The sequence below is a fragment of the Paraburkholderia pallida genome (assembly GCF_004524855.1).
Lineage (GTDB): Bacteria > Pseudomonadota > Gammaproteobacteria > Burkholderiales > Burkholderiaceae > Paraburkholderia > Paraburkholderia oxyphila.
Window position 1 is genome coordinate 17731 of record NZ_CP038152.1, and the last position, 24845, is coordinate 42575.

At 61.4% G+C, this 24845-nt stretch carries 13 protein-coding genes, 1 tRNA gene and 3 pseudogenes; 13 read left to right on the plus strand and 4 right to left on the minus strand.

Annotated features, from left to right (window positions below; genetic code table 11):
• Positions 1 to 318: 318 nt before the first annotated feature.
• Positions 319 to 1479, minus strand: a pseudogene (locus tag E1956_RS42665) (IS3 family transposase).
• Positions 1480 to 1822: 343 nt separating this feature from the next.
• Here E1956_RS42665 and E1956_RS42680 point away from each other — a divergent pair.
• Positions 1823 to 2989: pseudogene (locus tag E1956_RS42680) on the plus strand (IS3 family transposase).
• Positions 2990 to 4367: 1378 nt separating this feature from the next.
• On the opposite strand, the gene E1956_RS42685 reads toward E1956_RS42680, so the two are convergent.
• On the minus strand, positions 4368 to 5246 hold the full coding sequence (locus E1956_RS42685; RefSeq protein ID WP_134759812.1) for a hypothetical protein: 879 nt from the start codon (positions 5244 to 5246) through the stop codon (positions 4368 to 4370).
• Between the two features lie 505 nt (positions 5247 to 5751).
• Positions 5752 to 7494, minus strand: coding sequence for a site-specific integrase (locus E1956_RS42690; RefSeq protein WP_134759814.1), 1743 nt, complete (start codon positions 7492 to 7494; stop codon positions 5752 to 5754).
• A 271-nt stretch (positions 7495 to 7765) separates the two neighbouring features.
• On the opposite strand from E1956_RS42690, the pseudogene E1956_RS42695 reads away from it, so the two are divergent.
• From E1956_RS42695 to E1956_RS42735, 8 genes and pseudogenes are all read left to right on the plus strand, one after another.
• Positions 7766 to 8621: pseudogene (locus E1956_RS42695) on the plus strand (IS3 family transposase); the annotation flags it as partial.
• A gap of 407 nt (positions 8622 to 9028) precedes the next feature.
• Positions 9029 to 10555: a flavin-containing monooxygenase gene (locus E1956_RS42700; RefSeq protein ID WP_134759816.1), complete on the plus strand. Its 1527-nt coding sequence runs from the start codon at positions 9029 to 9031 to the stop codon at positions 10553 to 10555.
• A gap of 2 nt (positions 10556 to 10557) precedes the next feature.
• The gene (locus E1956_RS42705) at positions 10558 to 11514 is read left to right on the plus strand and encodes an alpha/beta fold hydrolase (RefSeq protein ID WP_232072567.1); all 957 of its coding nucleotides are present in this window, start codon (positions 10558 to 10560) and stop codon (positions 11512 to 11514) included.
• A 117-nt stretch (positions 11515 to 11631) separates the two neighbouring features.
• Positions 11632 to 13053, plus strand: coding sequence for a coniferyl aldehyde dehydrogenase (locus E1956_RS42710; protein ID WP_134760820.1), 1422 nt, complete (start codon positions 11632 to 11634; stop codon positions 13051 to 13053).
• Between the two features lie 29 nt (positions 13054 to 13082).
• Complete coding sequence (locus E1956_RS42715) at positions 13083 to 14765, plus strand: GMC family oxidoreductase (protein ID WP_134759818.1); 1683 nt, start codon at positions 13083 to 13085, stop codon at positions 14763 to 14765.
• A gap of 176 nt (positions 14766 to 14941) precedes the next feature.
• On the plus strand, positions 14942 to 16624 hold the full coding sequence (locus E1956_RS42720; RefSeq protein WP_134760822.1) for a long-chain fatty acid--CoA ligase: 1683 nt from the start codon (positions 14942 to 14944) through the stop codon (positions 16622 to 16624).
• A gap of 61 nt (positions 16625 to 16685) precedes the next feature.
• Positions 16686 to 17399 (plus strand): NAD(P)H-dependent oxidoreductase, encoded by a 714-nt coding sequence (locus tag E1956_RS42725; RefSeq protein WP_134759820.1) that lies wholly within the window; start codon positions 16686 to 16688, stop codon positions 17397 to 17399.
• Positions 17400 to 18135: 736 nt separating this feature from the next.
• Positions 18136 to 19626, plus strand: coding sequence for an NAD(P)/FAD-dependent oxidoreductase (locus E1956_RS42735; protein ID WP_134759822.1), 1491 nt, complete (start codon positions 18136 to 18138; stop codon positions 19624 to 19626).
• 416 nt (positions 19627 to 20042) lie between these two features.
• Here E1956_RS42735 and E1956_RS46525 read toward each other — a convergent pair.
• A tRNA-Val gene (locus E1956_RS46525) sits at positions 20043 to 20118 on the minus strand.
• A gap of 99 nt (positions 20119 to 20217) precedes the next feature.
• Between E1956_RS46525 and E1956_RS42745 the strand changes: the two genes are divergently transcribed.
• The 4 genes from E1956_RS42745 to E1956_RS42760 all read left to right on the plus strand — a co-directional run bounded on the left by E1956_RS42745 (position 20218) and on the right by E1956_RS42760 (position 24830).
• The gene (locus E1956_RS42745) at positions 20218 to 21051 is read left to right on the plus strand and encodes a phytanoyl-CoA dioxygenase family protein (RefSeq protein ID WP_134759824.1); all 834 of its coding nucleotides are present in this window, start codon (positions 20218 to 20220) and stop codon (positions 21049 to 21051) included.
• 17 nt (positions 21052 to 21068) lie between these two features.
• On the plus strand, positions 21069 to 21482 hold the full coding sequence (locus E1956_RS42750; protein WP_134759826.1) for a RidA family protein: 414 nt from the start codon (positions 21069 to 21071) through the stop codon (positions 21480 to 21482).
• A gap of 76 nt (positions 21483 to 21558) precedes the next feature.
• The gene (locus E1956_RS42755) at positions 21559 to 22923 is read left to right on the plus strand and encodes a DUF1329 domain-containing protein (RefSeq protein WP_134759828.1); all 1365 of its coding nucleotides are present in this window, start codon (positions 21559 to 21561) and stop codon (positions 22921 to 22923) included.
• 77 nt (positions 22924 to 23000) lie between these two features.
• Positions 23001 to 24830, plus strand: coding sequence for a DUF1302 domain-containing protein (locus E1956_RS42760; protein WP_134759830.1), 1830 nt, complete (start codon positions 23001 to 23003; stop codon positions 24828 to 24830).
• The last annotated feature ends 15 nt before the right edge of the window (positions 24831 to 24845 follow it).

Sequence of the window (24845 nt, forward strand, 5' to 3'; positions counted from 1 at the left end):
TCAAGAATCCCGTCGACCGTCGTCGGCATCCGTTGTGTCAGGCCGTCACTTTGAAGCGTACCAAGCCAGAACCGGTTATGTTGGCATGACATGGCGGCTATGAGCCCATGGTCATCATCAAGCGACGTTGCGGTCTCCTTGCGAGCCGACTGGTCGGAATCGTCGGCGCTGCAGGCTAGACCACAACTACGCCGACCGACAACACTGTTCAACTACGGGCTGCCACGGGTCTACCGTGAAATCATGGCTTGTTAAGAATGTTTGTGGGGGAAGGTCTGACGTTGCCCGCGAATTTCGGATCCCTTAACTGGGTGCAGATTATGCCACCCGTTGATTCTGGGCGGCGTGCCAGTCCTGCTCGAATTGCATCGGGCTGACGTAGTCCAACGTCGAGTGCAAGCGCGAATGATTGTAGAAGCTCAACCAGTCAATTACCTCGTCCATCGCTTCGCGACGCGTTGCAAAGCGCTGACCGAGGATGCGTGCACGCTTGAGCGATCCCCACAGGCTCTCGGTCGGCGCGTTGTCCCAGCAGTTTCCTCGACGGCTCATCGAGCTGCGCATACCGTAGCCTTTGAGCAGGTCACGGAACTCCCGGCTGCAATACTGGCTACTGTCACTGTGAACGATCAGGCCCGCTTGCGGCGGCGGCGAAACCACGCCATACGCAGCGCTTCAGACACCAGTTCCGTGCGCATGTGCGGCTGCATCGACCAGCCTACTACCTGACGGCTGAACAGGTCGAGGATGACTGTCAGGTACAGCCAGCCCTCCTCAGTCAGAGGTAGGTGATGTCCGTACTCGGGCCTGATCAGGGCGGCCGGGCGAGTCGCGTTGCAGCAGGTTCGGCGCGACCGGCAGGCTGTGGTTGCTGTCAGTGGTGGCCTTAAAGCGGCGTTTGGTCTTCGCCCTGATGCCGTGCAGCTTCATGAGCTGCTGGACACGATCCTTGCTAACACGAATGCCACGGGCAAGCAGCTTCTTCCACACACGAGGCCAGCCGTACTCGCCTTTGGATTGCGCGTGCACGGCCTGATGTGGACCAGCGGGAGTCGTGGCTGATGCGCCGGCGCGGGCGCTCCGTATCGATATCCGGGCCTTGCGCGCGTGGTAACCACTGGGGCTGACGCCCAGCGCCTGACAGAGCAACGAAACCGGCCATTGTCGGCTGTGACGCTCAATCGGGCGTACTTCATGCCGACCCTTCGCGAAGTACGCCGCTGCTTTTTCCAATATGTCGCGCTCCATCTTCACGCGCGCCAACTCCGCGCGCAGCCGCGCAATCTCCATTTGCTCAGCAGAAACCTGTTTGCCCGCGCCGTTCAGCTTGCCAGCAGTATCGGCCTTGACCCAGTTGTGCAGCGTCTTAGGGCTGATACCCAATATCTTTGCCACCGCCGCCATGCTCTGGCCGCCCCGGACCATGCGCACGGCTTCTATCATGAATTCCTGCGTGTACCGTGCTCTCGGATTACCCATCTTTCCTTCCTCCTTGCGTGAGTCTTACACACTCAGCAAGGGATCCATTTTTTGCGGGCAAGCTCATGCAGATGCGCGGCCGTTGTCTGCTCAATTTGGTTATGCTCATCCTGGTGGGCCTCTTCGGCATGTCATGCGGGACGTCCCCGACGTCTCAATACATCGAGTCCCCCACTTCAGCGAAGCTCGTCGGGTCTCCCGTACAGCCTACTGTGCGGGATCGCGAGCAGGCGGTGCGTCGTCAACTGGGTAATACGACGGACGGCGAAGCGCGCTATGAGCTTGCCCGCAAAAAATGGATCCCTTGCTGAGTGTGTAAGACTCACGCAAGGAGGAAGGAAAGATGGGTAATCCGAGAGCACGGTACACGCAGGAATTCATGATAGAAGCCGTGCGCATGGTCCGGGGCGGCCAGAGCATGGCGGCGGTGGCAAAGATATTGGGTATCAGCCCTAAGACGCTGCACAACTGGGTCAAGGCCGATACTGCTGGCAAGCTGAACGGCGCGGGCAAACAGGTTTCTGCTGAGCAAATGGAGATTGCGCGGCTGCGCGCGGAGTTGGCGCGCGTGAAGATGGAGCGCGACATATTGGAAAAAGCAGCGGCGTACTTCGCGAAGGGTCGGCATGAAGTACGCCCGATTGAGCGTCACAGCCGACAATGGCCGGTTTCGTTGCTCTGTCAGGCGCTGGGCGTCAGCCCCAGTGGTTACCACGCGCGCAAGGCCCGGATATCGATACGGAGCGCCCGCGCCGGCGCATCAGCCACGACTCCCTGCTGGTCCACATCAAGGCCGTGCACGCGCAATCCAAAGGCGAGTACGGCTGGCCTCGTGTGTGAAGAAGCTGCTTGCCCGTGGCATTCGTGTTAGCAAGGATCGTGTCCAGCAGCTCATGAAGCTGCACGGCATCAGGGCGAAGACCAAACGCCGCTTTAAGGCCACCACTGACAGCAACCACAGCCTGCCGGTCGCGCCGAACCTGCTGCAACGCGACTTCGCCCGGCCGCCCTGATCAGGCCCGAGTACGGACATCACCTACCTCTGACTGAGGAGGGCTGGCTGTACCTGACAGTCATCCTCGACCTGTTCAGCCGTCAGGTAGTAGGCTGGTCGATGCAGCCGCACATGCGCACGGAACTGGTGTCTGAAGCGCTGCGTATGGCGTGGTTTCGCCGCCGGCCGCAAGCGGGCCTGATCGTTCACAGTGACAGGGGTAGCCAGTATTGCAGCCGGGAGTTCCAGGACCTGCTCAAAGGCTACGGTATGCGCAGCTCGATGAGCCGTCGAGGAAACTGCTGGGACAACGCGCCGACCGAGAGCCTGTGGGGATCGCTCAAGCGTGCACGCATCCTCGGTCAGCGCTTTGCAACGCGTCGCGAAGCGATGGACGAGGTAATTGACTGGTTGAGCTTCTACAATCATTCGCGCTTGCACTCGACGTTGGACTACGTCAGCCCGATGCAATTCGAGCAGGACTGGCACGCCGCCCAGAATCAACGGGTGGCATAATCTGCACCCAGTTAAGGGATCCGAAATTCGCGGGCAACGTCAGCATGATGCCTGGTTCCCTGCATTGGATTAGCTTTCGCGACAGGAGACGATCGTCGCCATTTTTCTTCGATTCCAGTTATTGAAGCAGGGGCGTGGCTGGAGTTCAAGGCGCGATGCGCGGCCCGTATGCGGTAACGCACGCAGCTCAACCTGTTAATTCGGCTCTACCTAGTCCCTCCAACACACCACCAAACCGATCGGAAACAGTGGCAATACCGGTCAAACAATGGAAGCGGCACCGTATCGCCATGACGCCTTCGCACCGAATCAACGGCGCAGCCTACTTCCACAGTCCATCCGACAAGTTTCGGAAGTGGAGCAGCCATTCGAATGACGGATTTGTGGGGGGAGCTAGCGGCTGCAATTGGCCGGTAGCGCCAGTTCGTAGTCGTTTGGGATAGCCCCGATCGACGATTCATCCTTTCGATTTGCTTTCGTTGCGCGATTCATCGATCGGTTATACCGCGTAACAGCTGTAATCGAATCCGAAACATTCTTCTCCACGACTCCCGCTAGACTGCCCAAGCCGTTCCGATCTTTTTCCTTGCAGCGCCTGGTGTTTTCTCCATCTGATCCGCGTGTCCCATTCCGCTCAGTTTTTCAGCCTTCGTGCTCAGCGATAAGTCAGCTCCGCGCCGCAGACGGATGCGAACCACACGTACCTATTAGACGAGACGCGAAATGAAAGCATGTCCGACAGAGCGAAGTGCCCGTCCGCTTATGCACGTTATTGCCTTATGTGCAGCCATGCTGTTTTTCGGAACGACGGCTTTCGCGCAGGCGAGTGCACCCGTTACTAGCAGCGTGTTCGTCCACCATTCGTTCGATACGGGCAATAGCGCGATCAACGAAAACTTTCAGTTCATCGCGCATCCACCAATGCGTCCGGTGGCCGCGAGCGCGCCGACTGCGGCACGCAGTCCGCATAGAGGCCGTCGAGGGCAAACGGGGACAACGGGCAGCGGAGCGAACGATACTGCAACGGCGGTTCCGCTTCCGCAGATGCCGGCAGACGGAACAACCAACGCCTCAATGTCGCAATAGCGACCTGTCGTCAGATCAAGCCACGCACTGGGCTTCGCGATCGGTAGGGGTTCGTCCGCTCAGCAGTCGCTCAACCTGAAGCATCAAAAGGCAGTTGGGTCCAAGTACGCCCTACTTCTTTGGAGAGCTGGCACTTGGTCACAGAGTCGAATGTTTTTAACGCTCCCGCTGCCCGGTGACACTTTTATTGTCGTAACGGCGACGGATTCAATGCGGTCTACGGCGGCCGCATAAAAATTCGGACACAGTCTCCCAATTACGAGTACGGGGAGAACATGTCTACTGTTCCCCATTAGCGCGCACGTTTCGCTGAGGATTCAGCCGTATTCGATGCAGGGGCTTCGAGAATTTTAAGTTGCGGATTAAGTTCCTTATGGATATCTGCTTCATACCTATCCAAACTTTCGACCATGACGGTGGGGTAGCACATCGTCCCAATAAGCTTCACTTCACGGTCGGAAACTTGACCGCTGGCCTGGAAGTCGAATTGCGGATCGGGCCGCATGACGTTAGAAATTTCCATAAAGCATTGCAACAACAGGAACATACGAGACTCCACGGATACGCCGTCAATCGTGGCGTCAGGAGTCCGGGCGTACTCTCTTTTGCAAGCCAGTAAGATTTCCGTAGGATCGCTACCTTGTTTACGGATGTTGTTAATCAGGCATTCATCCACAAAGTCTGTGTCTGCGTTGAGATCTCCCATCAAGAGACTGACGGATTCGTTGCCGGAGATCTGTCGGTAACGGCTGCCAATCTTGGGGCCGTCCGCAGCGATGTGCTCTTTCCATTTTTGCACCGCTTCATCATATTGCTTGCGCGCAGCCGCAATTGCGTCCGATGGAGCCTGAGTTTCTTCTAGTTTAATCAAGCGGCTGGCGCGAAATTGGAACTCACTGAACGCTTCTGACAAGTCGTCAAAGGACGCGCGTATCTCGTCCATGCTCTTAACCGTCGCGTCGTTTTGCCGCTGGCGTTCACTCTGTTGATAGGCTAGGTAGTTACCAATTAAACCGGTCAATACGAAGCCTAGAATGACCAAGGTCGCCGGATGCAAGAAAAGGCGATTCAACCGTGCTCCCAGTCCCCGAAGGCCGATGAACCGATAATCAACAACGAACCCGATACGGGTCAGCTTTCGCCATCGTAATGAGAGAATTCGGCCATTCATATGCGCTCCGCACCTTGCGGTCTTGAAACGATATTAGCGAATATAGAGTATGCCGCGGCGGACTTGCAATTTTCGTGCATCCGTCAATGCCGACGTCTGATTGACCCGCACGCCGGGGTCGCACGGAACCGTCGCTTCCGACCAGGTCCGCTCCGATAGCAAGAATTTGACATCCAGCACGGCGGATCACAGTAAGTTCGGCATGTGGTTCAAATCGACATCGGCGTCAACAGGCAGGAAGATTAACGCGCGTAGTGACGCGACGCTTCCCGCCAGGTGGTCAGCAGTCCTCGATATTCGAACACGCGCTCACCACGGGAAAGCGGACGAAGGGCGAACACGCCCTTGCCGTGGATCGGGGAGCGCCGGACGGAAACGCGTTTCATGCTGGGCAAATGGAAGGAGGGAGGCCTGGAGTCTAGCCGCGGAAAAGGCCACCCACACGTAGCGGGCGATACCTTGGCGCATCCTGCTCATGGGCGCCCGAATATGAGCGACCTCATGTTCATTTTGCTTTGCTGAAAGCCTCCGCAATCTGCCGCGCGCGCTTGACCTCGTCGCTGTGCAGGTAGATCGAGGTCGTCGACACCGACGCGTGCCGCAGGTTGTCGCGCACGGTGGTGAGCTCCGCGCCGCGTCCCAGTGCGTGCGTCGCGTGCGTGTGGCGCATCCAGTGCGGGCTTGCACGGCGCAGTTTTTCGGCGAGCGGTGCGTGGTCGGCCTCGATCGCGCCGGCGGCCAGCACAAAGAACCGCCGCATCACCATCCACAGGCGCACGCTGCTGATCGCCGCGTCGCTGCCCGCAGGGGTGCCCACGTCAAGGCTGCCGATCATGGGCGTGGCCGGATTCCAGCGCACGGGCAGCACGGGCAGGCCGCGTGCGGCGAGGTAGTGCGCAAGCGCGTCCCACGCGAGCGGCGGCAGTGCGACGCGCGCCAGCTTCTTTCCCTTGCCCGTCACGCGCAGCCAGTGGTCGCCACGCGGATCGGTTTCGACGTGTCCCAGCGTCGCGCCGATGAGCTCGCTCGCGCGCAGGCCGGTTGCGTAGCCGAAATCCAGCAGGAAGCGCAGCCGCTGCGCCGCGGGCGCCGACCAGCGCGGTGACCCCTTCGACGACCATTCGAGCCCGTCGGCGATCGTGCGCACCAGCGCCCATTCGCCCTCGCTGAACGCGTGCGAGGTATCGAGCACCCGGGTGCCGGTCGCGTCGCGCACCTTCACGCCCGCGAACGGATTCGCGAGTACGTAGCGCTGCTCGATGAGCCAGCGGAACAGGGCGCCGAGGATCGACAGCGCATGCGCGACCGAGCGCGCCGAGAGACTGCCGTTGAACGGCCGCCAGTCCGGCGAGGTGCGCGCCCGCACGGGGCCGACCCAGCGCCCACGCGGCGAAGGGTGGCGCAGGAAGGTGCGGTAGGCGATGGCGTCTTCGGTCGTGAGCGACGACAGTGCGCGGCCCCGTTCGACGATGGCCCACAGGATCAGCCGCTCCGCTTCCTTGCGGTACGTGCGCTGCGTGGCGGGCGATTCGTGCAGCGCGAGCCAGGTCTGCACGGCCTCGTAGTCGTTGGACGCGTCGAGCGTGCAGGTGGCGGGCGGCGCGCGGAAGGTCCCATCGGAGCCATCCACCTCGTGCGGCACCCGGATCGCTTCCCACGGCACGCACATCATGTCCATCGGGCCGCGCCGGTCCGCGACCACCAGCGCGCGGGCTTTCTCCGTGAGCACGGGCCACGCTGCGAAGAACGCCTCGATCGCGCGGGCGCTCGCGATGCCCAGTCCCGGCACGGCCTTCCACCACTGGCGGCGGCGGGGGATGCGCACGGTCAGATCCGCGAGCGTCGTGATGCCGTGCACGTGCAGCACCCGCACCGCGCGCGGCGCGAACCACTGCGCGATGGCATCGGCGATCTGGGGCTCCGGCGGGCGCGCCGTGCGCAGGGCGTCAATGGCCTGGGCGACGGCCTTCGCGTGCCGTTCGCGTTCGTCCGCGGGATGGTCTAACAGGGCCACCCAGTCGTCGCGGTGCGCCGCGCGCGCGAGGGCCTGCAGCCGGCGCCGGAGGGTACCCAGCACGCCGCGCGCGGATTTGCCGTCACCCAGGCGCGCGGGCAGGTAGCGCGCCACGGCCTGGCGCACGGACAGGCCGGAATGCCAGGCGCGCAGCATGGCGAGTTCATCGGCGTCGGGAAAGCCGGCGGGTTCGGGGGAAGGCGGGGCGGGCAGCCGGTCAGGACGATTTGTCATACACAGAGTTTACTGCATGAATCGGTGCATTGTGATAAGAATACTTATCTTAATAGTTGCATTTTGCGTCACATTTTCGGCGTGGTTCGTCGTGTGACCCGGTAGGGCTACACGACCGCTTTAATGCGACCCTGTTGAACAGCGCGGACTGCGGCGTTGACGCGAGTCGCTGGAAGGCCTTTGCGGTGCGAACCGTTTTACGCCAAAGTGAGGAGGTGACGGGGCACGGGCGGCAGCTTTTACAGTATCCCCGCTCAGCCTCGCACATCATTTCGAACTCGTGGCGCTGTGCGAGGTCCTTTGCGTGAGCGTCAACGGCTATCGTGCGTGGAAGCGCGGCGGTACACCCGAGCGTCAGCGGCTGACCGATGCGCAGTTGCTCACGTTGATTCGGACGAGTCACGCCGAGGTCAAAGGCGCCTACGGCTCGCCGTGCATGACCGAAGAGGTTCGCTCTCGCGGCTTCCCAGCGAACAAGGCGCGGGTAGAGCGGTTGATGAGCGCCAACGGCATTCGAAAGCCGCCACAAGCGCCGTTACTGCGTGACAACCGATTCCCGGCACAAGCTGCCGGTCGCGCCGAACCTGTTGAACCGCAACTTCACGCCGGACGAGCCCAATCAGGTGTTCACCTCGGACATTACGTACATCTGGACCGACGAAGGTTGGCTGTACCTGGCCGTCACGCTGGACCTGTTCAACCGGGAGGTCGTGGGCTGGTCCGTCAAGCCGCGCATGACGACGGAACTCGCGACCGACGCGCTGACGATGGCATGGTTCCGCCGCTGGCCCGCGCCCGGCGCGCTGCATCATTCGGATAGAGGCAGTCAATACGCCAGCCACGACTTCCAGCGCCGACTAAACTCGTACGGCATGCGATGCTCGATGAGCCGCAAAGGCAGTTGCTGGGATAACGCGCCGACGGAAAGCTTCTTCGACAGCCGGAAGAACGAGTGGGTGCATGGCACTAGGTATCGCACGCATCGCGAAGCCGTCGCGGACTTGTTCGAGTACGTCGAAGTGTTTTATAACCGCAGTCGTCGTCATCAATCGCTTGGCTTCAAGTCGCCAGCACAGTTCATGCAAAACTGGCTTGCGGCCCAGCGGACAAAGAATATGGCTGCATAACCCGGAGCCTCTGGAAGGCAAAAAACCGGGGGAACCTCAGCTGGGCGATCCCTTCGTGCTCCTCAGAATCCAGGGTGGCGACCTGCTCGCTGATCCCGCCGCGTGCCTGACGATTACGCGAACCATGAAAAGCGCCGTCGTTTTCCAGCATCGGTGCTGACACGCCGACAAGCATTTTCACAGCTCGCTTTGTCGTGCGAACGAACTCTGCAAAGTCCTTCTCCGGGTAACGGCCAGGTTTGCCGCCCGGATGGGATGGATTTCTGAGCCATGGTGAGACTTTCCGCAGACAAGAATAGCGGTGCATTTTGCACCACTATTACATAACTATGGAGCTTATTGCACCTTGTTTGGCAAGGTTTCGTCAATGAAAATATTTCCAACTTGACGCAACCTGGAGACACGCTGTGACCGTACATCACCTTCCGCCCCCAGAGCATGTGGATGTCCTGATCGCTGGCGCCGGCCTGTCCGGCATCGGGGTTGCTCGTTACCTGGAGACGGAGCGCCCAGGCACGTCCTATGTGATTCTTGAAGCGCGCGCGGTCACCGGCGGCACGTGGGACTTGTTCCGCTATCCTGGCATCCGTTCCGACTCGGACATGCACACCTACGGCTATGAGTTCAAGCCGTGGCCTCACAAGAAGTCGATTGCGGGTGCGGCAGATATCCTTTCCTACCTGCGGGAGACCGCTGCCGAATATGGGATCGATCGCCATATCCGCGTGAACCACAAGGTGATTCAGGCATCGTGGTCCAGCACGCAAGCGCTGTGGACGGTTGAAGTCGAGCGCCTGGATACGGGCGAACGCAGAACGATGCTGGCCAGATGGTTCTTCAGCGCCGCCGGCTACTATCACCACGATCAGGGCTACACCCCGAAGCTGGAAGGGATCGAACGCTTCCAGGGTCAAACGATCCATCCGCAGCATTGGCCTGAAGATCTCGACTACACCGGCAAGCGCGTCGTGGTGATCGGCAGTGGCGCCACCGCCGTCACGCTGTTGCCGTCCATGGCTGACAAGGCCCGGCACGTGACGATGCTCCAGCGCACGCCGACCTATGTCGTGAGCCTGCCCTCGGAAGACATCATTGCCAACACGCTGCGCAAGGTGATGCCGCACGCGTGGGCCTACGCCCTCGTTCGTCGCAAGAACATCGCCATTGCACGCGGCATATGGCATCTGTGCCGTACACGGCCGAAAACCGCACGCCGTCTCATCCGCTTCCTCAACAAGCGTCAACTGCCCAAGGACTATCCGATCGACGTCCACTTCAATCCGCCCTACGACCCGTGGGATCAACGCCTGTGCGCGGTGCCCGACGGCGATCTCTTCAAGTCCATCCGCGATGGCCGCGCCTCGGTGGTCACCGACCGCATCAAGACATTTACGGAAACGGGGATCCTGCTGGAATCCGGGCAAGAACTACCGGCCGACATTGTGGTGACGGCCACCGGGCTCAATGTCAGGCTGTTCGGTGGCATCAAGCTGACGGTCGACGGCGAGCCTGTCGACTTGCACCGCACCGTGACCTTCAAGGGCATGATGCTTAGCGGCGTTCCGAACTTCGCCTTCTCCGTTGGTTACACGAACTCGTCGTGGACGCTCAAAGTGGGGTTGCTGGCGCAGCATTTCTGCCGCGTGCTCGACTACATGGATCGCACGGGTTTCGCGATCTGTTCGCCGCAATTTCCCGACGCTGACATGCCCAAGCGTCCGTTGCTCGACTTCGGCGCCGGCTACGTGAAGCGTGCCATCAACAACCTGCCTTGCCAGGGCCCGGATACGCCCTGGGTCATGTCGCAGGACTACAACCTCGACGTCGCGAACCTGCGGGACGGTTCGGTCGAAGACCCGTTCCTGCGCTTCCAGCACGCACAGCAAGCGACTGGCGTTGATCGCCCCCAGGCCCGTCGCGCCGGTGGAGCCTGACCATGTCGATCCACGCAATGAATGAAGTTCGCGACGCGTTCTGCGATGTTCGCACCGGCGTGCGCATGTGCTATCGCACATATGGCCCCGACAGCGGAGAGCCCTTGCTGCTGATTGCGGGCCTGAGCCTGCAGTTGACTTCCTGGCCAGCGAGTCTGACCGACGGGCTGGTTCAACGCGGCTTTCGCGTCATCGTCTTCGACAACCGCGACGTGGGCCGTTCTTCCCGCATCTCGCAGCCGCCGCCGGGGATGATCCGGCAAATGCTGCGAAGGCCCATCCCATCCGCCTATGACCTGGAAGACATGGCTGCTGACACAATCGGCTTGCTCGATTATCTGCATGTGGCGCGCGCGCACATCGTGGGCATGTCCATGGGCGGCATGATCGGCCAGATTATGGCGGCCACGCATCCGCAGCGGACGGTGTCGCTGACGTCGATTTTTTCCACCACCGGTGCCCGAAAAGTCGGCCAGCCGGCTTTGTCCAGCCTGTCGATGCTGACCAGGCCGCCCGCGCATACGCGCGACGAAGCCGTGCAACGATACAGCGAAATCATGGCCCACATCGGTACGCAGACGTACCCCGTGAACGACGCGGCACGGCGCGCCTACGCCGCCGATGCCTGGGACAGAGGCCAGCAGGCGCGCGATCACGAAGGCATGGCGCGCCAGATCGGCGCGATCATCAAGTCTGGAGACAGGACAGCGGCAATCCGACGGATCCAGGTGCCGACGCTTGTCGTGCACGGCGATCGGGATCTGATGGTGGCGCCAAGTGGCGGCGTCGCGACCGCTGCCGCCATTGCCGGCGCAGAAATGGTCACCATCCGCGGCATGGGCCACGACATCCCCGATGGTGTCGTGCCGCTATTGACCGACCTGATTGACGGACATGCGAGACGCAGCGTGGCACGTTCCCCTGCGGAGCTGGCGAGCGTCGGCAGACACTCCGCCTGAGCGTATTTCGGCACGCGGTGGCCTGAGTTGGTCACCGCGTCGGTCCACAACTCACGGGCAAGCAAAACAAAAACAGCCGTTCCGCGATCTCTCAATCGAGAACGCATAGGAGACACCATGCAGCAAGGCTCCCCGACCGAGCTCGTCGCCAGCTTCGAACGCCAGCGCCATGCGTTTGCGCTGGACCCATACCCATCGCTGGCGACCCGACTGTCCCGCCTCGAGCGATTGGCGGCCTGGATCGACACACATGAGATGGACATCGTGCGCGCCATCGACGCCGATTTCCAGGGGCGCTCGGCGCACGAAACCCGGCTTGCCGAGGTGTTCATCGTGCGGGCGGGCATCCGCCATGCGCGGCGCCACCTGAAACAATGGATGCGCACGCAACGCGTGCCGACCGCGTTGCATTTTCGCCCTGGCTATAACCGGCTGATGCCGCAGCCGCTGGGCGTAGTGGGGATCATTGCGCCGTGGAACTATCCGCTGCAGCTCTCGCTTGGCCCCGCACTGGCATCTCTTGCGGCGGGCAACCGGGTATTGATCAAGCCGTCGGAACTCACGCCCCGGCTGTCGGCGTTGCTCGGCTCGATGGCGCGCGAGATGTTCAACCCGGACGAACTCGATGTCGCCATCGGCGATGTCGAACTCGGCAAGGCCTTTGCCAGGCTGCCGTTCGACCATCTGTTCTTCACCGGTTCGACGCAGGTCGGGCGCGATGTGGCGCAAGCGGCCGCGGCCAACCTGACGCCGGTGACGCTGGAACTCGGCGGCAAGTCGCCGGCCATTCTCGACGTGTCGTGCAATGTCGCGCTCGCGGCTCAACGCATCGCATTCGGCAAGCTGCTGAACGCTGGGCAGACCTGCGTCGCGCCGGACTACCTGCTCGTGCCGGCCGGCACCGCCGAGAACACCGCCGCGCATCTGGTGCAGGCCATCGCCAAGCTCTATCCGACACTCGTCTCCAACTCCGACTACACCGCCGTCATCAGCGAACGCCATCGCGCGCGCCTGGCGGAGATGGTCGACGAAGCGCGCGCTGCGGGCGCACGCGTGATCGAGGTCAACCCCGCCGGCGAGCCATTTAATGCGGCGTCACGCAAGTTCCCGCCAACGCTCGTGATGGGCGCGCCGGCCGACACGCGTCTGATGCGTGAAGAGATCTTTGGCCCCGTGTTGCCCATCGTCGAATACGCGAACGTCGACGAGGCTCTGGCGTACGTCCAGAGCAATCCGCGCCCGCTCGCGCTGTACTGGTTTGGCGACGATGCCTCGCGCTGCCATCGCACGCTGCGCGAAACCGTGTCGGGCGGCGTCACGATCAATGACTGCCTGTGGCATCTGACGCAAGAGAACCAGCCATTCGGCGGTGTGGGGCCCAGCGGCATGGGCGCCTACCACGGCAAGTGGGGCTTCGACACCTTCAGCAAGCTCAAGCCGATCTTCCATCAGACCCGCTGGAACGGCACCACGCTGTTCCATCCACCCTACGGTCATACCTTCAACTGGCTACTGCGCGTGCTGTCGCGCATTGCCTGACCCCGTATTTGCTTGTTGTGAGAAACATCATGAATCAACAGTTCGATTACATCATCGTCGGCGGCGGTTCGGGCGGCTGCGTGGTCGCGGGGCGTCTGTCCGAAGATCCGAACATCGAGGTCTGTGTACTCGAGGCGGGCGGCGATGGCAACAGCACGGTCGTGAAGGTGCCGGCAGGCGCGGTCGCCATGATGCCGACACGTCTGAACAACTGGGCATTCGATACCGTGCCCCAGGCTGGGCTTGGCGGGCGTATCGGCTACCAGCCGCGCGGCAAGACCCTGGGCGGTTCGTCCGCCATCAACGCGATGGTCTACATCCGCGGCCACCGCAGCGATTACGACCATTGGGCATCGCTCGGCAATAACGGTTGGTCGTACGACGATGTGCTGCCTTACTTCCGCCTGAGCGAACACAACGAGCGCTTCGACGACGCCTGGCACGGCCGCAGCGGCCCGCTCTGGGTCAGCGATCTGCGCACCGACAATCCGTTCCAGGCGCGCTATCTGGAAGCTGCCCGCCAGGCAGGCCTGCCGCTCACGGACGATTTCAACGGTGCTCAGCAGGAAGGCATTGGCATCTACCAGGTCACGCAAAAGCAGGGCGAACGATGGAGCGCAGCGCGTGCGTATTTGCACCCCCACATCGGTCAACGCGACAACCTCACCGTGGCAACACACACGCAAGTCCGGCGCATCCTCTTTGAAGGCAAGCGCGCCGTCGGCGTCGAGGTGCTGCAGCACGGCACGGTACGTACAATGCGTGCGCGGCGCGAAGTGGTGCTGGCCGCCGGTGCACTGCAGACGCCCCAGTTGCTGATGTTGTCGGGAATCGGGCCGATGCAGGAGCTTGCACGCGCCGGCATCCAAACCGTGCAGCATCTGCCGGGCGTGGGCCGCAATCTGCAGGACCATCCCGACTTCGTTTTCGGCTACAGCACTCGCAGTTTCGACACGATGGGCGTCTCGCTGGGCGGCAGTATGCGCATGCTGGGCGAGATCCTGCGCTTTCGCCGCGAGCGGCGCGGCATGTTGACGTCGAACTTTGCGGAAGGCGGAGGCTTCCTGAAGACGCAACCCGGGCTGGACGCACCCGACATCCAGCTGCATTTCGTGGTGGCGCTGGTCGACAACCACGCGCGTCGCATGCGCCTTGGCCACGGATTCTCGTGCCACGTGTGTCTGCTGCGCCCGCGCAGCCGCGGCTCGGTCACGCTGCGCAGCAACGATCCGCTCGCGGCTCCGCTGATCGACCCGGCCTTCTTCGATGACCCTCGCGATATCGAGGACATGGTGGCCGGCTTCAAGATCACGCGGGGGCTCATGCAGATGCCCGCACTCGCCAGGTGGGCCAGGCGCGATCTCTTCACCTCGCACGTGAAGACCGATGACGATATCCGCGCCGCGCTGCGGCAACGCACCGATACCGTCTACCACCCGGTCGGCACCTGCCGCATGGGGCAGGACGAAATGGCGGTCGTCGACCCGCAACTGCGCGTGCGTGGCATGGACGGGCTTCGCATCGTGGATGCATCGGTCATGCCGACGCTGATTGGCGGCAACACCAACGCGCCCACCATCATGATCGGGGAGAAGGCGGTCGATCTGATCCGCGGCATCAGCCGTATCACGTCCGGCGTGCGCGCGCAAGCCGAAGCCACCGCCGCACAAGCAACGCTCCATCACAAGAAAACCAGCCATGTAGGCATCTGACTCGCCCGCATGGGGAACAGCGCCCATGCATTCGTGCAACGTTGCCCGGTTCACGGCCTGGTGCTCCATCGTTGGAGGTCTGGTGGCGTACGCCACCATCCCTATTTCGAGCCGGACGCGACCGCGACGACACGGCTGGGTGCTTTTCATCACCACGTGAAGTTTGGAGTCGAAACATGCCCCCGGAAGCCTCACCCCATTGGCCGGCGCACCTCCCCCGTCATCTGGTTTTGCCCGCGACCCATCTGTACTACACCGCAGAGGTATCGGCGGCCCGCTTTCCAGACAAGCCGTTCATCGTCTTCTATGACACGCCCATCACGTTTGCCGAATTCAAGGAGGAAACCGAACGGATCGCCGGCTATCTGCAGCAATGCTGTGGCGTGCAAGCTGGAGACCGCGTGCTGCTGTACATGCAGAACAGTCCGCAATGGATGCTCGCCTACTACGGCATCCTGCGCGCCAACGCGGTCGTCGTGCCCATCAACCCGATGAACATGACCGACGAGCTCCGTCACTACATCGAGGACAGCGGTGCACGCACCGCTTTCGTCGCGCAGGATCTGTATGAGCGCGTCGTACCGCTCGTCGGAGACGCGCAAGCGCAGCTTGCGCAAGTCATCGTCGCGACGTACGGCGATTACCTGAAACAGCCCTCCAGCATCACGCCGCCGGAATTCGTCAGTGCGCCACGCCACATCGTCGGAGGTGACAGCGCTGGCGTCATGCCCTGGCGCGACGTGCTGGATGCGCGTCTTGCGCCAGGTCCCTTGACTGTGGGGCCGGACGATCTCTGCGTGATGCCGTACACGTCGGGCACGACCGGCAAGCCGAAGGGCTGCATGCACACGCATCGCAGCGTGATGTGCACCGCGCTTGGATTGGTCAACTGGTTGCGCGGCACGCAGAACTCGATTCTGCTGTCGGCACTGCCACTGTTTCACGTGACGGGCATGCAAAGCGGACTGAATGCACCGCTCTTCAGCGGTGCAACCGTCGTGGTGCTGCCGCGCTGGGACCGCGATGCGGCCGCCCGCGCGATCGTGCACCACGGTGTGACCGATTGGTGGTCCATTTCGACAATGGCCGTCGATTTCCTGTCGAACCCGAAGCTCGATGACTATGACCTCTCGAGCCTGCGTGTGATGGCCGGTGGCGGTGCGGCGATGCCGGACGCCGTCGCAAGGAAACTGCATGACAAGACCGGCATCCATTACATCGAAGGCTATGGACTGTCCGAGACCATCGCTCCGACGCACATCAACCCGCCGCAGCGGCCAAAGCCGAATTGCCTCGGCATTCCCATATTTGACGTCGACGCGCGGATCGTCGACCCGGAGACGCTCCGCGAGCTGCCGCAGGGGCAGACCGGTGAAATCGTGACCCACGGCCCGCAGCTGATGCAAGGGTACTGGCGCAATCCCGATGCGACGCGTGATGCATTCATCGAGATCGACGGCAAGCGCTTTCTGCGTACCGGCGATCTTGCGAGAAAGGACGAGGACGGCTATTTCTTCATGGCCGACCGCCTGAAGCGGATGATCAACGCGTCTGGCTACAAGGTATGGCCGGCTGAAGTCGAGACCATGATGTATGACCACCCCGCGATTCAGGAAGTCTGCGTGATTGCAGCACGCGACGCGCATCGCGGTGAAACGGTGAAGGCGTTCGTCGTACGCAATGCACGGCACGCGCAAGCCGTGACCGAGAACGACATCATCACGTGGGCACGGGAGAACATGGCAGCGTACAAGGCACCCCGCATCGTGGAATTCGTTGAGTCACTGCCGAAGTCGAGCACCGGCAAGATTATGTGGCGTCTGCTTCAGGATCAAGAGGCCGCAAAGGCAGCGCAATGAGCCCACAGCGCAATCAGAACCCGCGCTTCAGGAGAGCTTTTACTTATGGAGTCAGTTTGAAATGAACATCCTCATTGTTCACGCCCATCCGGAGTTGAAGTCGTTTACCTCTGCACTCAAGAGTGAAGCAGTGGAGGTGCTGCGTGGCTTGGGTCATCAGGTGGAGATCTCCGATCTCTACGCGAGCGATTTCGTGGCAACGGCCAGCGCGTCCGATTTCGCCGATCGGACCAATCCCGAGTACCTCGTGTATGCGCTCGAGCAGCGCAATGCGGTAGCCAGGCATACCTTGTCTGCTGATATCGAACGGGAGATCGAAAGGGTCAAGCAGTGTGATCTTCTGATCCTGACTTTTCCGCTGTTCTGGTTTTCCATGCCTGCCATCCTGAAGGGCTGGATCGACCGGGTCTTCGTGTCGGGTGTCTTCTATGGCGGACGTCGGATCTACGATCAAGGCGGCATGGTCGGCAAGAAGGCGCTGGTATGCACGACGCTGGGAGGCCGCGAGCACATGGTCACCGAGGGCGGCATACACGGCGACTTGAAAGGCATGTTGCGCCCGCTACTGCAAGGCACCCTGGGGTACGCGGGGTTTGAAGTCCTCGAACCGTTCTTTGCCTATCACGTTCCCTATGTCGAGCAGAGCGCACGCCAGAAAATGCTCGAGGATTGGAAGGCGCTGCTGCTGAATATCGATTCGCGGGCGACGCTCGCCATGCCATCGCTGGCGGACTACGACGAGACGCTTGCGCCGCGAGCGAAGCTCGTCGGATAAAGGTCAGTCGCCTTCGATCGAGTATAGGACTTCGAGCGCCGCCGCCAGATGCAAGCGCTGCTGCGAGAGTCGCCTCGGCAACCGGGTCCTGGCACGTTTCAGCTTGCGCAGCGGCGTGTTGCGGTGGATACGGGTGTGCTCTACCCACCAGCACACGCATGCCGTCGGCGCCCAGCCATTCGATGCCCGAGCCGGGTGCTGCCCGGCCGCGTCTGCGCGCAGCAGGTGCCGCCGTCGGCATACTCAGCGGGGATCACCAGCCTGGAGCGTGCGCTGACGATTGCGCGGCGCATGGCGCAGGTCATGAAGCAGAATCTGTGCGTCTCGGCGGCCTGCAATCTGCTCGCCACTCCGTTCGCGGTATCGAGTTGGGTGTCGCCAACGCTCGCGGCCGCGCTTATGGTTACGAGCTCCCTGGATTCCTCTCTTTTGTGATGCCAGCAGCGTGCGACATTGTGGGACGTATGCGTAGCGTTAGGCGTTTTCCCGAACCATTGCCTTCTTGATTTCGGGTTTTCTGAACGCTACTATCAAATTGGAATGCTGTAGTTTGCCGACGAACATTGGGCCGTAGTGTTCGAGTGAACTTGCCAAGCGGTTGACGGAGCAGAGCGATCAGGGAAGCTGATCGCTCTTGCTTTGGTTTTTATGTTTTGTAATATTGACTAATATTGTCAATATTTTCTAAATGGATTTGCCGTGAGTGTGCAGGGACGTTTTCCATATCGAGACTGAGATGAATAAAGAACCAGATTCACCCGAGACGCAAGCGGATCGGAGCGGTGTCACTCGACGCGGCTTTCTGAAGGGTGCGCTGGCGACGGCTGTCATCGCGCCTGCCATCGCCGCGGAACTCAGTACCGACACGGCTCCGATCGAGAACGCCAAGCTGGTTGCCGATCTCGAGAAATATCGTACGCTGGGCACCTGGGTGGAAAAGCCAGCCGATATCCAGCCGGAATTGGAGGGCGATCAAACGGCTGACGTGGTCATCGTCGGTGCTGGCTATGTCGGTTTGCACGCAGCCTTGGGGCTGGCCGCAGCCGGGAAAAAGGTCATCGTCCTTGAGCGGGAGTTCGCGGGTTTCGGTGCGAGTGGCCGTAACGCCGGCTATCTCGGTGGGCCCATGGCGCTCGAATACGATCTGTTCGTGAAGCGGGTGGGTAATGAACAGGCCGCCAGGATCCTCGGTTTTTATGCAGCAGGGGTCGACTTCGTCGAGAAAAAACTGCAAGAGCATGCCATCGAGTGTGACTACAACGCGACCGGCGTGATACGCGCGGGGGTCGATCCGTCTCAAGAGAAGAGAATCCGCGATGACATGGCAACCGCGGCTGGACTTGGCTTTTCATTTCAGTTTCTGGATCAGGCGGCGATGCGCGCGCGTGGAATTCCTCCCGCATTTCTGTTCGGCAGCTATGCAGAGCGTGGTGGCACGCTGCATCCTGGCAAGTACGTGATGGGGTTGCGGCGCGCGGCGCTCCAGGCCGGCGTCAAGCTGTACGAGAATACGGCCCTGCTGGCCTTTGCCGAGGGCGCTACGGTCAAGGTACAAACCGGTAAGGGATCCGCGAGCGCACCATTTCTGATTTTTGCCACCAATGCCTACACGCCCCAGATCGGCTTGCTTGCGGATAAAGTGGCTCCGCTGCGCGTTTCCGCCATCGAAACAGAACCTCTGTCGGCAGAGCAGCGTGCATCCTTGGGCTGGCCGAAGCGCGAAGGCATCATCACTGCGCACTGGACGATGGAGAGCCACCGTCTGACGGTAAACAACACACTGATCGTCACCACCAAGCGGTTGAACTACGTCTACGGTTCGAAAACGCCCAACGTACCCGATAGCGAGGCTTATCAAGCGCTGAGAGTGGCTTTGCACGAACGCTTCCCGACCCTGCCGGAGCTCGAGATTCGGGCCTGCTGGAGCGGCTATGTCAGCCTGGCTGGCGACGCATTGCCAGTGGTGGGGGCAATGGGCGCACAACAGAATATTTTCTACTCCGCTGGGTGTTCAGGGCATGGCGTCGGCACCCAATCACTGATGGGGCATTTGCTTGCGGAACGAATCTTGGGTACTGAAGATCCGTTGCTGTCGGCATTGAATCACGAGACGCCATGGCTTCCCCCAGAGCCGTTCCGCTGGTGTGGGATCAAGGGGGCAATGGGCATCACGAACACACTCGATGATCAAGTAGACCGGCGTGTCCGGGAAAGACGTACGTCGTGACGAGAGATACTCGTGTATTCATGCGCGCTTCCAGCTGATTAAATTAGCACTATTTAGTATTTGTCTTGCGAAATCAATTATTTGAAGCGATAGATAGATAAAAAGAGACCTCACACCGCAAGGTCAACCGACCGATCTGGCTGTGCGATTCGAACGCCTGCGCAGTGCTTTCGCACGCGAACCCTTGCCGGCACTTGTCGTGCGCTTGTCCCGTCTCGATCGGCTGGAGGCATGGATCGATGCTCATGAATCGGAGATCGCAGCAGCGATCAATGCCGAATTTCAGGGCCGCTCGACGCACGAAACACGCCTCACCGAAATATTCGAAGGCTCCAATGCACTGTGCAAAGAAACGTTCCGAAGCCGTGGACTCAACGTGGAAAGCCTTGTCCGTCCAGACGCTCCGGGACATAGGGTGGACGGTACCGGGATCGAACCAGCGACACCTGCCGTGTGAAGGCAGGGAATCCCCTCTCTTTTTATTTTTTCTAAGTTTTGTATCATGACCTACGTTTGGTAGTATTTTCTAGACAAGGCGCCGCGGGAAGCGTTTGCAACGACGTCGCCGATCAGCGATTCAGGAGTTCAGTCATGGATGCAGCCACGCGCAAGGCATTCGCAGAGGACGGTGCCGTTCTGGTCAAAGGCCTGCTCAGCGAGCAACAGTTGGCTCGGTGCCGGCAGGTTTTCGACTGGGGCATAGAGAACCCCGGCCCCATGGCCGGCAGCCTGTTCGAAGGCACGGTGCACAAGACGCACAACGACAACGCCAATCCGTTTGCGAAGGGCCGTCTGGACGAACTGGCCGGCGAACTGCCATTCGGCCGACTGTTCGCGGACCTGTGGGGCTCGGATCACGTCTGGTATTTCGCCGAGGAACTGTTCCTCAAGAGTGGCGGCACAAGCGGTCGCTCGCCGTGGCATCAGGACACGTCCTACCTGCCATGGGAAGGCATGCACTTCGGCAATGCCTGGATCAGTTTCGAGGCCGTACCCAGACAAAATGCGCTCGAGGTCGTGCGGGGATCGCATCGAGGCCCGCGTCACGACGGCACGACCTTTCAAAATGCTGAAGATCCGACTGATCCTCTGCATGGCGGCGATGTCTGGCCACGCTTGCCAGATATCGAAGCTGAGCGCCGAGTCAATCCGGCTGCCTACGACATTATTTCGTGGGCGACGGAGCCCGGCGACGTCCTGCTGCTGCATCCGGGCGTGTTACACGGCGGCGGCGCGGTGGACACCGCGTTTCCGGATCGCCACACGCTCGTGCTGCGCTTCTTCGGCGACGACGCGGTTTTCAGCCCGCTGCCGCAACCGAGCGTCTCGGGCTTCACGCCGGCGGGCGTTCTGTTCACGGAGGAACTGGCGTCGCTGAAGAAGGGCGAGGCCTTTCGCGCACCGTGCTTCCGTCAACTCGTCTGAGCAAAGGAACCCTGATCATGACAACGGCCAACAAGCGCCAATCGATCGTCCCGCCGCCGTTTCAGGCGTTCTACGATGCTTACCATTTTTCGCCTGCAACTCGCGTGGGCGACACGATCTGGGTCTCCGGCCAGGTCGGCATCGGCCCGGATATGAAAGCCGGCGAGGGCATCGAGGCGCAGGCCCGCATCGCCTTCGAGTCCCTCAAGGCCGTGCTCAAGGCAGCGGGCGCGAGCCTTTCTGATGTGGTGGAGCTGACGACTTTCCACACGGACCTGCGCGGTGAGATCGAGGCCTTTTCGGCGGTCAAGGATGCGTACTTCCCGGCGCGCTATCCGTCGTGGACGGCGGTTGGCGTAACACAACTGGCGCTGCCCGAGTTGTGCATCGAGATTCGGGCGGTGGCCGTGGCAGGGTGCGGGGAGGGTTGATCAGTTCGCACCCGACGCGTCAGGACAGAATTTAACAATACGTACTACGAATCAGAGTGGAGTCGGAAGGAGAGTCATGATGAGAAAGCACACCATCGGAGCCGTGTCGGCCATTGCGGCTGCCTTATTGCTTGTGGCCGGCGCGGCCGTTGCCGAGGACCTCACGCCGTCAGGCGCCGAGCGCGCGGCCAGCAAGGACGGGCTTGTGCCGGCGTTTGCTGGCAGGGAAGCCACGCCCGCAGGCTGGGCATGGGGCAAGGTCCGCGGCGACTTCTGGAAGCACAAGGGCGAGAAACCGCTGTACACGATCGATGCGTCCAACGTCGACAAATACGCCGACAAGCTGTCGCCGGGGCAGATCCAGCTCGTCAAGCAGTTGAAGGGCTACCGCATGGACGTCTATCCGTCCCACCGCGAGTGCCAGTTGCCGGAATTCGCTGAGCAGAATTCGACTGCGAATCTCACGACGGCGAAACTCGCTCCGGATGGCGAGACGATCCAGGCGGCGACGCTCCCGGGCGTGGCCTTCCCGCAGCCGAAGAGCGGCGCCGAAGCGATCCTCAACTACGAGACGCGCTATCGCGGCGAGGGTATCGAGTGGGCGCCGGTTGTCACGGCCATCTCTCCGCGCCCGGGCAGTACGGACTGGATCGACGGCGTCGGCCCGCAGGTGTTCTATTTCCCGGCAGGCAAGGAAGGCAAGACCACGCCGCAGGACGTCGACCAGTTCAACCTGGGCGCCTATTTCTCGGTCGACTCGCCCGCGGCGCTGGCTGGGCAGGCCTTCGTGCAGCGTCAGTATTTCGATAAAGACTCCGAAACGTACTACTATTTTCCGGGCCAACGGCGCGTAAGGCGCATGCCGGCCTATACGCACGATGCACCGCTGATCGGCTTCGAGAATCAGTATCTGATCGACGAAGCCAACATGTTCAATGGCCCCATCGATCGCTTCAACTGGAAGCTGGTGGGCAAGAAGGAAATGATCGTCCCCTACGACGATTTCGGCATGTACGCCTTCAAGGACAAGCTGCACGACGTCGCCACGCTCAATGGCATCGCGTCCGACCATCGTCGATATGAGGTGCACCGCGTCTGGGTCGTCGAGGCGACGCTCAAGCCCACGGCACGCCACGTTGCTTCGAAGAAGGTTTTCTACCTGGACGAGGACAGCTGGCTGGCGCTCATCGGCGAGGACTATGACGCGCAGGGCAAGCTCTGGAAGGTGCGCGAGAGCTATCCGATCCCGGTGTGGGAGCTGGGTGGCACCTGCGATAACGAGCCGATGGCGCAGTACGACCTCAACAACGGACGCTACGTGTTCGATGCTTCGTCGATTGGCCAGGGCAAGGATATTCGCTGGTACGAGCAGCTCAACGATCCCCGCTTCAAGACCGATTTCTTCACGGCCGAATCCTTGAGATCGGTGAGCGAGCGTTGAGGATTGGCGCAGGACCAGGGGGACCGACGCGTACCGGTGGTGTGCGTCGGCATCGAGGGAGACGGCAGGGGAGACTCATGAAAACGAAGAGCATCGGAAGATATGTTGCGGCGTCGCTGGCCATGTTCGGCACGGCTGCAACCAGTGCGTACGGCTACGAATTCACGACGGGTCTGGGCGACCTCACGGGTTCGTGGGTGACCAACCTCACGGCGGGTGCGGGTATCCGCACCCAAAACCCGAGCTGCTCGCTCACGGGCGACCCGAACGCATTCGGTTGCGGCGCTGCGGCCAATGTCAACCAGTGGGGCGTGGGCGACGACGGCGACCTGAATTACCGCAAGGGCCAGCCCTTCAGCACCTACATCAGCGCGACCAGCGAGCTGCTATTGAAGATGCCGAGCGAGGGCCTGAAGTTCATGATCCGCGGCACGGGCATGTATGACTTCCTCGCCGGCGATACGAACCGCACGCCGCTCTCGAGCACCGCCGCGGCGCAGGTCGTCTACAACGCGCAGTTGCTCGACCTGTGGGGCGAAAAGGACTTCACGATCAACGGGCAGAACGCGCACGTGCGGCTCGGCAACCAGGTGATCAACTGGGGCGAGAGCATGTTCGCGCAGGGCGGCATCAACGCCACCAATTCGCTCGACGTGCAGAAGCTGCTGATTCCCGGCTCGCAACTGAAGCAGGCGCTGCTGCCCGCGCCGATGATCAGCTTCGCCGCAGATCTATCTCATGGTTTCAGCACCGAGGATTATTATCAGTTTCAGTGGAACGGAAACCGCTATCCACCGGTCGGCTCGTTCTGGTCCGTGTCCAACAGCCTCGGCCGAGGCACGGACCCGTATACGGTGAACACAACGAATCTCAACGTGGCCGGTCCCAGTGCCGGCACCATCGCCGGGGCCAGCAGCGGCAACCAGAACGTGCTTAACGGCATCAACACCGGCCTCGTCAACGGTGCGTTTGCCGGGCCGCCCTTTAACGATATCGGCCTGCCCGTCAACTGGCAGGCGCCGTCGAAGTACCATCCGCAGTTCGGCATGAAGTTCAACTATTCGCCGCGCAGCTTCGACGCGAACTTCGCGGTCTATTACGAGAACTACACCGACAAGTCGCCGGTGCTCTCGTCGCTGGCCAACGGCACGCTGGACTGGTCGTATCTGCAGAACCGTCAGCTCTTCGGCGCCAGCGCGAACTTCGGCATCGGCAACTGGGCGATCGGCACTGAGCTCTCGTACCGACCGCATGATGCGGTGGCGCTCTCGAGCTGCTATGGTGCGGGCGGCCCGCTCGACCTGAACACTAATGGCGTGCAGGGGGTCAACTGCCAGCAGTGGGCCGACGAGAAGAAGTTCCAGTACGACATCAACGGTCTGCTTGCGCTCACGCGCAGCGAGTACCCGTTCCTCAAGCTGCTCGGCGCGGACGAAGCGACGCTGACCTGGGAGCTCACGTGGATCTACTACCCGGGCCTGAACACGAGCGGCATCACGCGTACGGTCGACGGCCAGACGGTCACACAAGTGCCCCAGGCAGGCTATCTGCCGTGGCTGAACAACAACTCGGGCCTGGGCTACCCGATCGGCATGGCGCAGGGCACCCCGAGTTCGGTGGGCGCGACCATCGACTTTAACTGGACCTATGATGGCTCGCTGATCCACGGCTGGCAGGTGACACCCGGCTTGACGTTCGCCGACGGACTCTACGGCTATACGCCGACGCTGACTGCGAACTACCTGCAGGGCGCGAAGTCGCTGAATCTCTATGTGCTGTTCAACCAGAACCCGACGGTCTGGCAGGCGGGCATCAACTACACGCTGTTCTGGGGCGGGCACAACACCGTGGGCAATCCGTACGCAGACCGTAATTTCGTCGGGATGTTCGTCACCCGCAACTTCTGACGATGCCATCGAATC